The sequence below is a fragment of the Roseivirga sp. BDSF3-8 genome (genome assembly GCF_041449215.1).
GTDB lineage: Bacteria > Bacteroidota > Bacteroidia > Cytophagales > Cyclobacteriaceae > JBGNFV01.
The window spans coordinates 1,146,770-1,158,039 of the sequence record NZ_JBGNFV010000001.1; the positions used below are offsets into that span (position 1 = coordinate 1,146,770).

Genomic DNA, 11,270 nt, shown 5'->3' on the forward strand with positions numbered 1-11,270 from the left:
TACGTCTATTGGCATACATCAGGCAATATAAAATCATTACAGCCCCTCCCGGATTTTAGCGTAAAGTCACCCGATTGTTAAAGAAACCGAGTTAAAAACAAGCCCTAAACTCATCAAAAAGAACCAAATCCATTAAAATTCACCAACCAAAATAGATACCCCAACCCCCTTAAAAAACTGGAAATAAACTCACTAGGAATCCATTTTAACATGAAATGCATCAAAACTTACCTGAGTCATAAATGCGTATTTTTAAGATTATCTTACGTAAGGTTTCAGAAAGGCTTTTTGCAAATTTTCTGTATATTCGGCCGAGGATTCTTTACGAAACTAACCTTAAATGTAACGCATGGCGAAGCTTAAAAATATTATTAAGCAGCTTTCAGATGTAGACTATGAGGCTATCTACACCTCACTCATAGAAAGTAATGCTGAAAAATCAGCGTATCTGCTAAAGGCAATGCGCGAAAGGTCCCTGTCTGATAATAAGATCATGCAGGAGCTGGAGGTAAATACAAATGCTTATTATACGCTAAGAAGCCGCCTCAATCAAAAGATAGAGGAATACCTTCTGCAGCAGATGGAAAGCCCCCGCACGGACATTCTGAAAAAGGTGGCCAACATAAATGAGATCATCTTTACCAAAAAGAGAGCTATCGCCATTGCCACGCTGAAGAAGCTGGAAAAAGAACTGCTTGACTACGACCTGTCCAACGAACTGACGATCGTATATAAGTCACTGAAAAAACTGCATGTAAACTCAGAGGAGCACTTCTCCTACTCACAGCTTTATAACAAGCACGTGGCTTATATGCTGGCCGTAGACAAGGCGGAGGACCTGCTGGCCGACTACTTTAAGAAGTACGGTAACTACAGCCTGACAGGTGGTGATATTGAAAAGATGGAGCTAAACCTGCTCCTGCAGGAAATGACCAACACAAGTAACCTGTACGAATCGCACAGGCTGTATGTATATCATAGCTGCATGAACATCTTCCACCGCCTGTTTGTAGAGCCGGACGACGGGGGCATGGACGAAGAGGGTGAGCCTATCGAAGATGTACTAAGCCAGGTACAAAAGATATTTAACAGCTACCACCTGGATTCTATCTACTACCACCTGAACCTGGTGTTCGAATTCCTGAAACTCGAGTATTACAACCACTACAAGGTGTACCGCAAGGCGGAGAAGTACTTTGAAGAGGTAAATGAGGCTACGGACGTATTGCTGAGCAACTACAGCCTGTATACCTACCCGGCACAGTTCCTGGTAACCAAGATCCAGCGCCACATCCGTATGGAGACAGAAGGCGAAATGTACGAGGAGAATGAAAACCTCTTCATGGACTTCGAGATGGATAAACAGGACATCCCTAAATATGTAACGTACGTTACCTACCGTGCCATTTCCTGCTACTATGCAGAAAAGTACGATGAGGCTGCCCGCTGGATAAATAACCTGCTGAACGACATCAGCCTGAAGAAGTACCCTTATGCACAACTGGAGATAAAGACCCTGCTGGCACTCCAGTACTGTCTGATGAACGACTTTGATCTGTTCAACCAGCTCATCAATAGTATCCAGCGTCAGATAAGACTGCTGGGTAAGGATAATTGCGAGCACGTTCAGTTGTTCACTAAGATCCTGAAGATCAGCATCAGCGACATTAAGAAGAATAAGTATCCTAAGATAAAGGCCCTGGTGGACAAGTTTAACCGAACGGAGAGAAATATCTTCGCGCCCACTACCCTAATCAAGATGGACGAAGTGTTTATGAGCAAGCTCAGCACCTGATCATAACAATTACATGCGATACATTAAAAATGCGGCCTTTGAGCCGCATTTTTTGTTTAAAAGAAACTGTATAGACAAAAAAAATGCAGGCACGGAGGCCTGCATATAAAATATCCTGTATTAAGGTGACTTACTTACACGGACAGCTTGGAAAGAGTGTCCTGCGTAAGAGGCTTATTTATATATTTTTTCACGTAGTTGTATTTCTTAGACTTATTCATGTCCTGAGGGTTAATGGAGGACGTGAGCATTACGATTTTGCACTTGCTCTTAGTTACATCACCCATTTTATCAAACTCATCCAGGAACTGGAACCCGTCCATCAGCGGCATATCGATATCGAGGAAAATGATCTCGGGAAGCACCTGCTCGGCTACGCCCTCCATTTTTTCGATGTTCTTAAGGAACTCGATCGCACTTTTAGCACCGGTATGCGTATATATGTTTTTAGTCATATCCGCTGCTTCGATCATTTTTTGATTAATGAGGTTGTCTATCTCATTATCATCGATAAGCATCACTGCATTATACTGCGCCTTATTTTTGTCTGCCATAGTTGCTGTGTTTCACCGGCTATAAATATATAGGCTTTTATACGTAATACCAAAGCTTATTTGGTCGTAAAAAAATATAAAAATTCCAGCGGCTTTCCTGCCTGAAAAGCGGTAAACCGCTGGAATATTAAAATCAAATATCGAACTTAATGCCCTGAGCCAGGGGAAGTTCGGTACCATAATTCACCGTATTGGTCTGGCGTCTCATATATACCTTCCAGGCATCGGAGCCGGATTCGCGACCGCCGCCGGTCTCTTTCTCACCTCCAAAGGCGCCGCCGATCTCCGCTCCGCTGGTACCAATATTCACATTAGCAATCCCACAATCAGACCCGGCCGCTGAGAGGAAGAGCTCAGCCTCACGCAGGTTCTCGGTCATAATAGCCGAGCTGAGACCCTGAGGTACGCTGTTTTGCAGCTCCAGCGCCTCGTCCAGTGTGCTGTACTTCATCACATACAGGATGGGGGCAAATGTTTCGTGCTGTACTATAGCGTAGTGATTTTCCACTTCGTAGATAGCAGGCTTGACATAGCAACCGCTTTCGTAGCCTTCGCCTTCCAGCTTACCGCCTTCTACTATGGCCTTCCCACCTTCTTCTTTCGCCTTTTTGATAGCGTCCTCATACATTGCCACTGCGCCTTTGTCAATAAGCGGACCTATGTGGTTACTCTCATCCAGCGGGTTACCGATCTTTAACTGACCGTAGGCCTTCCTGAGTTTCTGTGTGAAGCTATCGAATATGCTTTCATGCACCAGTAACCGGCGCGTAGTGGTACAGCGCTGTCCGCAAGTACCTACTGCACCAAACACACTACCGATCATGGCTTTTTCCATATCGGCATGCTGGCTTATGATGAGGGCGTTATTACCACCAAGCTCCAATAGTACGCGGCCCATACGCTTGGCTACCGTTTCACCTACGGCGCGGCCCATACGGGTAGAACCTGTTGCTGACACCAGAGGAACACGCTTATCCTGGCTCATGAGCTCACCCACCCGGTAGTCACCGTTTATCAGGCAGCTCACGCCTTCAGGCACCTCATTGGCAGCAAACACTTCCTGCGTAATTTTCTGGCAAGCCACAGCCGTGATAGGGGTTTTCTCAGAAGGCTTCCAGATAGTGACATCACCACATACCCAGGCCAGGGCGCTATTCCATGACCACACCGCCACGGGGAAGTTAAAGGCGGAGATGATGCCCACAATACCGAGGGGATGGTACTGCTCGAACATGCGGTGGTTTTCGCGCTCACTGGGCATAGTGGAACCATAAAGCTGACGGCTCTGGCCTACCGCAAAGTCGCAGATGTCGATCATCTCCTGTACCTCGCCTAAACCTTCCTGAAGTGACTTGCCCATTTCATAGCTCACCAGTTTGCCCAGTGGCTCTTTGTACTTACGCAGGGCCTCGCCTACCTGGCGTACCACCTCACCACGCTTGGGGGCGGGTATCTTTCTCCACTCCTGGAAAGCAGCCGAGGCAGTCTCTACCACCTTCTCATAGTCTTCCGCCGTGGTAACGGTGGTAGTGGCTATAAGCTCACCATCAACAGGCGAATAGGATGAGATGGTCTCATCTCCGCTACTCCACCACTGGCTACCGGTGCCGGTGCCATTATTTTTTTCTGCGATACCTAGTTGCTCCAGCGCCTGCCGGATTCCGAAAGTGTCTGACATGGGTTCGTGTTATCTGTTCCAAAGGCGCGAAATTAAGAAATATTCTGCCAGAACCCTTGCCCTGTAAATGATAATCGGCCAATCTGCCTCAGGAGACGTCGGATTGCCAGGTGGCCGTATACGGATCGTATGTGCATTTGGCTGGCTTACCGTACTTTTTGGGCGCTTCTGTTCCGTAGTCTTTTTCATGGGTAAAAGCCCTGCAGTCTGAACAGATGTAGCGAAACTCACAATCGCTACATACCGAGACACTGTCTTTTGTGATGCTATCATACCGGACAAAGTCCTGCATAGCCAGCGCCTCCGCCAGGCTAACCTCACTGACATGGCCATAGCGTTCGGGCAGGCTGGGACAGTTACATAGCTGCCCCTGCCTGTCTATACTGATTTTGCCATTAAGACAGTTATTAGCCTCCCGGCTCTCAGTATAGCCATCGATATTGATACTGAAAAAAGCAGGATGCACCAGGCCGCAGTGCGTATCATCACTAATCACTTGCTTTATAAACGCCACTGGCACCTGTCCGGGGGTCTCTTTTACCTCATCTTCCGGAGAGCCATGCACGGCAAAGCTGCCTATACGCGGGTAGGTATTGACCACCTTTATCCATTCGGAAGGAGGCACATTGTCCATATGCGGCGTAAGGATTTCCACTGCCTGGATGTGCGTATCCAACAGGCAATCCATTATCCTCACCCATTCTGCAGGCGGGCAGGGATCATATGCCCTGATTTGCACAGCCTTGCAACCAAGTGCCTCCAGTTGGCCAAACAGACTCTTGTAGTCGTGCCCGGACTGCCGGTCCATATCGATTATGGCATTGCTTATACGGCCGGGGTGGCGGTACCCTTCTGGCAGCGCCGGAAAAAGATGAGGTTCATCCGTGTAGAATCCGTACCCGTTTTTTAGGAGGAAATCATAGTACTCCTCTATCACATCGTCATGCTCATGATCATAATGAGCCTTGATCTCCTCCAGGCTCATACCATCATGTTCCTTCAGCAGATAAGCGAGCATATTAGGAATAAAGTCGTAGCGACTATGCCACAGGTCACATACGATGCTACGGCGGGCTCCTTCCGTAACCTTACAATTTGCATACAATCTGAATACCTCTTTCGGCTTACTCATCTACAGGCGGGATTATGGTACTGACAGGACGGTGAAAGGAAGTGCACTCCAGCACTTCAGTGGTGCCTTTGATATAGGTGATGCGGCGGACCTGCTCACTGCGCGATACAGATCCCATATAGTGGTAGTAGGCAGGTATTTTGTCTTTCTCTTCTTTCAGGTGGTCAAAAAATAGCTTTTTCTCTCTCTCACTCATGTCGTCTCTGTTTTCGCTGTTCTTTCTCGTAAAAAGCGGGCTACCTTTTCCTCCAGTTGGTAATGACACGGTCGAGAGACCATGCCAAACTGGCCTACCGGGTTCACCTCCAGGAACACATAGCGGCCCTCTGTATCCCGGATGATATCCAGGCTGCCCGAGTCCATATTCAGGGCCTTCATAAGGCGGTCAGCTGCGGCTTCCTGCTCCGCCGGCAGATTAAAGGGCACCATCTGGTTCATATTGCCGTGGTTATAGCGGCGAAAGTCCAGCTCAGTCATCTTATCTGCCTGACTGAATATAGCCATGCTATAGCATTCACCACCCAGGTAGAAGGTTCGTATCTCATACTGCTTAGGTATCTGTCGTTGAAAAAGCGTAGGAAAGAAAGTATCCGGCAGGTCTTCCAGTTCATCGGCAGTAAACCGCACGGTATACAGGCTGAATTCATCCCCGTGGTAAGGGAAAAAATCCACCTCCTTTACTGGCTTGGATATAACAGCACCATGCTGGTCTATGAAACGGCTAAGCGCTGCTTTTTTGCCGGTAATGAGAGTTTCAGGCACATCAAACCCGGCCTCAAGAGCCTTCTCGAGCACGTCTATCTTATTCAGGTGATTATCTGAAGGGTGGTTTAGCCACTTCACATCGCCGAGGTGGCGTATCAGCGTTTGGGTAAGGGTGGCAAACTCTCCGCCAAGGTGCCGCCGCACCTTATCCAGCTCCGGCTCCCCTGCATTTTTCCAGAGCTGCATCAGTTGCCTGGGCTGACTCCACCGGCGGTACCATACTGTATTTACTTCATCAGACTGCCACCGCTCAGCACCAACAGGATCGACCTGCACGGTGCGGTTCTTTTCCGGCTCTTCCGTCCTGCTACCGGCCCCTAGCTCGTAATGCATACCGCCTTCCTGCAGGTCTTCCGGATGCAGCCGTACATGTGGTACCTTCCAGTGACGCAACCAGCGACATACTTCACTGGTGGTATACTCCATCGGCTGACTGATTATAAGGATCATAGGCAAAAAATTAACCCGCCTGCTTTACGGCAGGCGGGGAGGTATTGTCTGAGTCTGCCAAGTGGCATCAAACATATTGGCAATCGTACTCATAGCCGCATACATAATCGGTTTGACCCGATATGGTTTCGCCTCCCTCGAGAGTGGGAGCCGTACCAGGGTCGCTCACGATGCCCCCTCCGCCTCCACCGGTATCGGTAAGGACAGGGTAACAGCGATAGGTGTGGCATCCGCCCCGATGGTCATTTGCCTCCTCGTGTGAGAGTTTTTCAAAGGATGCCTCACTGATCTTCTCAAAAGCAGGTTTTTTTTTCATAGGTATAAAAATTTATAGATGGAAACTCAAATGGGACTCTGTCCGGACTGGTCAGGGCGGGCAGAATATAAAAAAAGCCGGCCGGATGGTTCCGGCCGGCAGATATCTATCAGACCAATACAGGCTCTGATGGGGAGTCATCGGACTTTACGGTGTCCATTCTGGCCATGGCGTAGGTCTCTTCGCTAACGGTGAGGCTACCGGCGGAAGCGATAGTAGTACCCCCTCCTCCACCGCCGCCATCGGCAGTCCATATGCTCATGTAGGTATCTCCCCCACCTTTTACATCATTTTTGCGTTCGTCTGACAGCTTCTCAAAGGTGCTGTCGCTTAATCGTTCGAATTTAGTCTTCATAGGATCAAAAATTATATACCAGTTATAAATCCATCCTAAATTTAACCAGATGCAACTTTGTTGTCAATAGGTAATAATTGTTTTTTTCCACCAAATAATAGCGTTTAAACGTATTTTTAGCCGGTACTATATAACAAAAGCCCTTTCCAAAACAGGGAAGGGCTTTAAATTATCAGGATATTGGGGAAAATTTATCAGACCCAACCGCCACCGCCGGAGCTATCGTCTACGTAGCTGGTATCGAGCGAACTGCCGGATACGCTTTCCTCCACTACCAGTGAGGGAGAGCCCGTGGCGATTGTATCACCGGGCTGGGTGGGGGTGGTAGGGTCATAGGTCATGATACTCACGGCTGTGAGGCTACCGCCTTTTACATTGTTCTTCTCTTCACGGTCCAGTTTTTCAAAAGTCTTCTGATCTAGCTTTTCGAAATTATGCATAGGTCAACTATTTATTAATCAGTTAATTAGTTTAGTTTTTAAGATAACCATCAGGTGGTTTTACCGCAAGTTGAGGAGCAGGTTTTTTGAAAAAGTAGCACGTGGGCCGAAAATCGCTTCAAATTGTGTAATCCCATTAACCAAAAGTCCTTTTCTAACAGGCAGTTCCTGCCCTATCTTATGGCCAGCTTCCTGCCTTTTTTCATTCTAAGCACATTCAAAAGCCCGGGCCTATCCGAACATCTTCTCCAGGTAAGAATGAAACCACCACATATGGATACTCCCAAAGTCACTCAATGATTCTATTACTCAATAACTCTATAACTAAAAAAGCTCTTCCCGTCACCGAAAAGAGCCTCTTGAAGTTATTTGATAACATTAACCTTTAGGGGGCCAACCGCCACTTATAACATCTTCCTCGTAAGTAGTATCCATGGTGGAAGTACTTATTATAGATAATTCACCATTCGTAGAGTGTGTGCCTATGGTACCGGTACCAAAAGTTTGTACACAGGAAGCACAGCCACCCTTCAGCCCCTCTTTCCCTATTCCCTCAACCTTCTCAAAGGTCGCATCGGTCAGTTTTTCAAATTTTCTCATTATGGAATTTAGTCATTTAGATGGATAGGGCAAAGCCTCTACTTCCAGAGAAACAGCCCTTTTTGAATTTGAAAGAAAGCTAACTCCTAAGAATAGATACCTGATTAGGCAGGCGGATAAGGGCCGTTACTCCTATCCTCTTCGTAAATAGTATCCGTCGTGGAAGTGCTCATCAAGGACAATTCACCATTGGTAGCGGGCGTGCTAACAGTACCTGTACCAAAAGTCTGGACACAGGAGGCACAGCCACCCTTCAGTCCTTCTCTTCCTATTCGCTCAACCCTTTCAAAGGTCGCATCGGTAAGTTTTTCAAATTTTCTCATCATGGAATTTAATTAAATCTAATGGCAGGGGCAAACAGCTCTGGCTGAGCGGATTGTCTTATCCATCTGCCGGCGCGCTATATGGCTATCATTCTCCTACAGACGGGATGTACACCACACAGTCGGGAATACTCCCCTGTCACTCAATGATTTAATTACTAAATTACTCAACACACCCTTCACCAAAAAAAAACCGCTCATCTACAGAAGCAGACGAGCGGTTTATCATTCCAAAATCTATTTATTCACTAACTTATCATATCACCATCCTATGGCATAGTAGCTTTCTGACCCATCCGGGTTCACCCCTTCGAAGAGCATACCCCCACTGTTATTTTGCAGGGCCTCCATCAGGTCATTGACAGAACGTATGGGACGCTTGTTCACGCTGGTGATAATGAAGCCTTCTTCCACACCGGCTGCTTTAAACTTGCCAGTGCTCAGGTCTATCACGCGTACACCGCCCTGGATTTCCAGCTCATTGGCTTCTTCTTCGGACACTTCACGGAAGCGGGCCCCTCCTATAGAGATGCTGGACTCATTGCGTACCATTTGGGTATCGCCCATGTTGTTCTTCAGTTTCACCTCAAAGTTGCGGCGCTTATTATTACGAATCACGACTACGTCCACTTCATCACCGGGGCGGTAGCGGGCGATCTGCTCCTGCAGCTCGGATACGGTATTGATCTGTACTTCGTTTACACTTACGATCACATCACCGTCCTCTATGCCGGCATCACGGGCGGCACTGCCTTCCGTTACCCCCAGAATGTACACGCCATTGAGGGTATTGAGGTTAAACTGATCGGCCAGGTCGGCATCTACTGAGCGGATCTGCACACCGAGCAGGGCACGCTGTACAGTACCGAATTCTTTCAGGTCGCGCATCACTTTGCTTACAATGCTGCTGGGTACGGCAAAGCTGTATCCGGCATTAACGCCTGTTGGGGTGATAATAGCAGTATTGATCCCGATTAGGTCACCTTTCAGATTTACAAGGGCACCCCCGCTATTGCCTCTGTTTACAGCTGCATCGGTCTGTATGAATGACTCTATCTGCAGGCCGCTCTGGTCACGAAGGATATTAATATTACGTGCTTTGGCACTGACAATACCGGCTGTAACGGTACTGGTAAGGTCAAATGGATTACCTACGGCCAGCACCCACTCACCTACGCGCACCACATCAGAGTTGCCAAACTTCACGAAGGGTAGATCATCCTCTTCTATCTTCAGCAGGGCCAGGTCGGTAGTAGGGTCTGTACCGATCACTTTGGCATCGTATACCCGATTATCTTCCAGTGTCACCTGCACTTCGTCGGCGTCTTCCACTACGTGGTTATTTGTGGCAATGTATCCGTCTTCAGAAATGAGCACGCCGGAGCCAAATGCACGGGCCGGGCCACGTCTCTGATGAGGATCACGGGGCGCACGCTGCCCATCGCCCCAGTATTCTCTGAAAAACTCTTCCAGGGGATTGCGGCCTGCCTGTGCATCATCGCCACTCCCGTTATAAGTACTCCGTATATGAACCACGGTAGGGGTTACTTTCTCGGCTGCAAAAACGAAGTTAAGCCCTTCCGGCACCACAAAGGTGGTGTCTTCGAGGTACTTGGTCAGGAGGGGCTGCTGCTCATCATCATTTACCTCTATCACCCGCGGCTGGGGGGTGAGTAGGCGGTAGCCTCCCACGGCGATCACGCCGCTGAGCAGGGAGGCAAGGAAAATGCCTGTAAAAAACTGCTTTCTACTCATATCTGTATTAATTCTGCGCTCTGTATAATTAAACCCCGGTGGGGCTTTCTGGTTTAATTAACGCAATGTTTTATTGAATGATGCGCGGTTAACATTTTTTAACAGACTGCCCGGACGGGGGCAGCAGGAGAATGTACTGAGATCGTGTCGGGTTATAAAAAAAGGTGACCTGAGCCACCTTTTTTCCTTAAACACTAATTGAGTTACCTTATTTCACCTCAATTTTTCTGAGGGTTTTCTGCTTCTTAGCGATCTCCACGCGCAGGATACCGTTCTCAAAGGTTGCTTTGATGTTTTCGGCGTCTGCATTATCGGGGAGGATGTAAGACTTCTTGAACTTGCCGTATCCGGTACCTACACTATGGTAGATCACCCCTTCCCTGTCTTCACGGCTGCGCTCACCACTTACTACGAGGTTACGCTCTTCCACATCTATGGTAAAGCTCTCTTTGGTGAAGCCGGGCAGGGCAAATGAGAGTTCAAATGAGTTTTCAGTCTCAGCCACATCTACCGAAGGGGAGAATCCTTTGTGTCCGTTAGTTTGAAAAGCCTCCTGTCCGAAGAAGCGATCAAAAAGGTCGAAAGTAGGAACGGTTTGATATTTAACAAGTGCCATAGCTATATACGTTTTTAAGTTTTGTGTCTGTGAATAATTGCTGAAAGGGCATAGACGAAAAGTGTGCCAACTGGCCTAAGCCGCAAAAACCACCTTATTTAATGTCATTTTGTCATAAAAAGACAACCAAAATAAGCCACGACATGTCATATTGTCTTGTTATGGCAGATTTATAAATTTGTAGAAAAAAATTTGGGTAGGGTATTGTGAAAAAAAAATACGTGTTGCATATTTGCAATCCCATTCGGGGAAACAAAGTCAGAAAAGCTGATTTTGATACCATATTCCTCCTTAGCTCAGTTGGTTAGAGCATCTGACTGTTAATCAGAGGGTCCTTGGTTCGAGCCCAAGAGGAGGAGCACAAAGCCTTGCAGATATCTGCAAGGCTTTTTTGTTTTTAGCCCTCCGCAAACTTCTCTTTCTCAGCACCTTTCTGAAAAAAAGCACGCTTTCCTATTACCTTTTTCCGGCATAAGCAATCAAGGAGGACA

The 11,270-nt window shown here is 47.6% G+C and carries 13 protein-coding genes and 1 tRNA gene; 2 read left to right on the plus strand and 12 right to left on the minus strand.

Going from position 1 to position 11,270, the window contains the following annotated elements:
• Positions 1 to 349: 349 nt before the first annotated feature.
• Positions 350 to 1,795: a hypothetical protein gene (locus AB9P05_RS04625; RefSeq protein ID WP_371907639.1), complete on the plus strand. Its 1,446-nt coding sequence runs from the start codon at positions 350 to 352 to the stop codon at positions 1,793 to 1,795.
• A 134-nt stretch (positions 1,796 to 1,929) separates the two neighbouring features.
• Here the strand turns inward: AB9P05_RS04625 and AB9P05_RS04630 are convergent, their stop codons facing one another.
• From AB9P05_RS04630 to AB9P05_RS04685, 12 genes are all read right to left on the minus strand, one after another.
• On the minus strand, positions 1,930 to 2,349 hold the full coding sequence (locus AB9P05_RS04630; protein WP_371907640.1) for a response regulator: 420 nt from the start codon (positions 2,347 to 2,349) through the stop codon (positions 1,930 to 1,932).
• A 133-nt stretch (positions 2,350 to 2,482) separates the two neighbouring features.
• Complete coding sequence (locus AB9P05_RS04635) at positions 2,483 to 4,027, minus strand: aldehyde dehydrogenase family protein (RefSeq protein ID WP_371907641.1); 1,545 nt, start codon at positions 4,025 to 4,027, stop codon at positions 2,483 to 2,485.
• Between the two features lie 88 nt (positions 4,028 to 4,115).
• Positions 4,116 to 5,159 (minus strand): grasp-with-spasm system SPASM domain peptide maturase, encoded by a 1,044-nt coding sequence (gene gwsS / locus AB9P05_RS04640; RefSeq protein WP_371907642.1) that lies wholly within the window; start codon positions 5,157 to 5,159, stop codon positions 4,116 to 4,118.
• A complete protein-coding gene (locus AB9P05_RS04645) occupies positions 5,152 to 5,355 on the minus strand; it encodes a hypothetical protein (protein WP_371907643.1) in 204 nt (67 codons plus the stop codon). The genes gwsS and AB9P05_RS04645 overlap by 8 nt, the downstream gene beginning before the upstream one ends.
• A complete protein-coding gene (gene gwsG, locus AB9P05_RS04650) occupies positions 5,352 to 6,374 on the minus strand; it encodes a grasp-with-spasm system ATP-grasp peptide maturase (RefSeq protein WP_371907644.1) in 1,023 nt (340 codons plus the stop codon). The genes AB9P05_RS04645 and gwsG overlap by 4 nt, the downstream gene beginning before the upstream one ends.
• A 67-nt stretch (positions 6,375 to 6,441) precedes the next feature.
• The gene (locus AB9P05_RS04655) at positions 6,442 to 6,690 is read right to left on the minus strand and encodes a hypothetical protein (RefSeq protein WP_371907645.1); all 249 of its coding nucleotides are present in this window, start codon (positions 6,688 to 6,690) and stop codon (positions 6,442 to 6,444) included.
• A 109-nt stretch (positions 6,691 to 6,799) separates the two neighbouring features.
• The gene (locus tag AB9P05_RS04660; protein ID WP_371907646.1) at positions 6,800 to 7,045 is read right to left on the minus strand and encodes a hypothetical protein; all 246 of its coding nucleotides are present in this window, start codon (positions 7,043 to 7,045) and stop codon (positions 6,800 to 6,802) included.
• A 194-nt stretch (positions 7,046 to 7,239) separates the two neighbouring features.
• Positions 7,240 to 7,485 carry a hypothetical protein gene (locus tag AB9P05_RS04665; RefSeq protein ID WP_371907647.1) on the minus strand — a complete coding sequence of 82 codons (246 nt, stop codon included), beginning with the start codon at positions 7,483 to 7,485 and terminating at the stop codon, positions 7,240 to 7,242.
• A 378-nt stretch (positions 7,486 to 7,863) separates the two neighbouring features.
• The gene (locus AB9P05_RS04670; protein WP_371907648.1) at positions 7,864 to 8,085 is read right to left on the minus strand and encodes a hypothetical protein; all 222 of its coding nucleotides are present in this window, start codon (positions 8,083 to 8,085) and stop codon (positions 7,864 to 7,866) included.
• Between the two features lie 104 nt (positions 8,086 to 8,189).
• Entirely contained in the window at positions 8,190 to 8,411 is a 222-nt protein-coding gene (locus tag AB9P05_RS04675) for a hypothetical protein (protein ID WP_371907649.1), read from the minus strand.
• Positions 8,412 to 8,669: 258 nt separating this feature from the next.
• The gene (locus AB9P05_RS04680) at positions 8,670 to 10,163 is read right to left on the minus strand and encodes a Do family serine endopeptidase (protein WP_371907650.1); all 1,494 of its coding nucleotides are present in this window, start codon (positions 10,161 to 10,163) and stop codon (positions 8,670 to 8,672) included.
• A 208-nt stretch (positions 10,164 to 10,371) separates the two neighbouring features.
• A complete protein-coding gene (locus AB9P05_RS04685) occupies positions 10,372 to 10,779 on the minus strand; it encodes an Hsp20/alpha crystallin family protein (RefSeq protein WP_371907651.1) in 408 nt (135 codons plus the stop codon).
• Positions 10,780 to 11,064: 285 nt separating this feature from the next.
• On the opposite strand from AB9P05_RS04685, the gene AB9P05_RS04690 reads away from it, so the two are divergent.
• Positions 11,065 to 11,138: transfer RNA gene (locus AB9P05_RS04690), tRNA-Asn, on the plus strand.
• The last annotated feature ends 132 nt before the right edge of the window (positions 11,139 to 11,270 follow it).

Excerpts from the sequence above, each read along its gene's own strand:
- AB9P05_RS04625 (WP_371907639.1), top strand. The coding sequence starts at position 350 with ATGGCGAAGCTTAAAAATATTATTAAGCAGCTTTCAGATGTAGACTAT.
- AB9P05_RS04630 (WP_371907640.1), bottom strand. The coding sequence starts at position 2,349 with ATGGCAGACAAAAATAAGGCGCAGTATAATGCAGTGATGCTTATCGAT.
- AB9P05_RS04635 (WP_371907641.1), bottom strand. The coding sequence starts at position 4,027 with ATGTCAGACACTTTCGGAATCCGGCAGGCGCTGGAGCAACTAGGTATC.
- gwsS (WP_371907642.1), bottom strand. The coding sequence starts at position 5,159 with ATGAGTAAGCCGAAAGAGGTATTCAGATTGTATGCAAATTGTAAGGTT.
- AB9P05_RS04645 (WP_371907643.1), bottom strand. The coding sequence starts at position 5,355 with ATGAGTGAGAGAGAGAAAAAGCTATTTTTTGACCACCTGAAAGAAGAG.
- gwsG (WP_371907644.1), bottom strand. The coding sequence starts at position 6,374 with ATGATCCTTATAATCAGTCAGCCGATGGAGTATACCACCAGTGAAGTA.
- AB9P05_RS04655 (WP_371907645.1), bottom strand. The coding sequence starts at position 6,690 with ATGAAAAAAAAACCTGCTTTTGAGAAGATCAGTGAGGCATCCTTTGAA.
- AB9P05_RS04660 (WP_371907646.1), bottom strand. The coding sequence starts at position 7,045 with ATGAAGACTAAATTCGAACGATTAAGCGACAGCACCTTTGAGAAGCTG.
- AB9P05_RS04665 (WP_371907647.1), bottom strand. The coding sequence starts at position 7,485 with ATGCATAATTTCGAAAAGCTAGATCAGAAGACTTTTGAAAAACTGGAC.
- AB9P05_RS04670 (WP_371907648.1), bottom strand. The coding sequence starts at position 8,085 with ATGAGAAAATTTGAAAAACTGACCGATGCGACCTTTGAGAAGGTTGAG.
- AB9P05_RS04675 (WP_371907649.1), bottom strand. The coding sequence starts at position 8,411 with ATGATGAGAAAATTTGAAAAACTTACCGATGCGACCTTTGAAAGGGTT.
- AB9P05_RS04680 (WP_371907650.1), bottom strand. The coding sequence starts at position 10,163 with ATGAGTAGAAAGCAGTTTTTTACAGGCATTTTCCTTGCCTCCCTGCTC.
- AB9P05_RS04685 (WP_371907651.1), bottom strand. The coding sequence starts at position 10,779 with ATGGCACTTGTTAAATATCAAACCGTTCCTACTTTCGACCTTTTTGAT.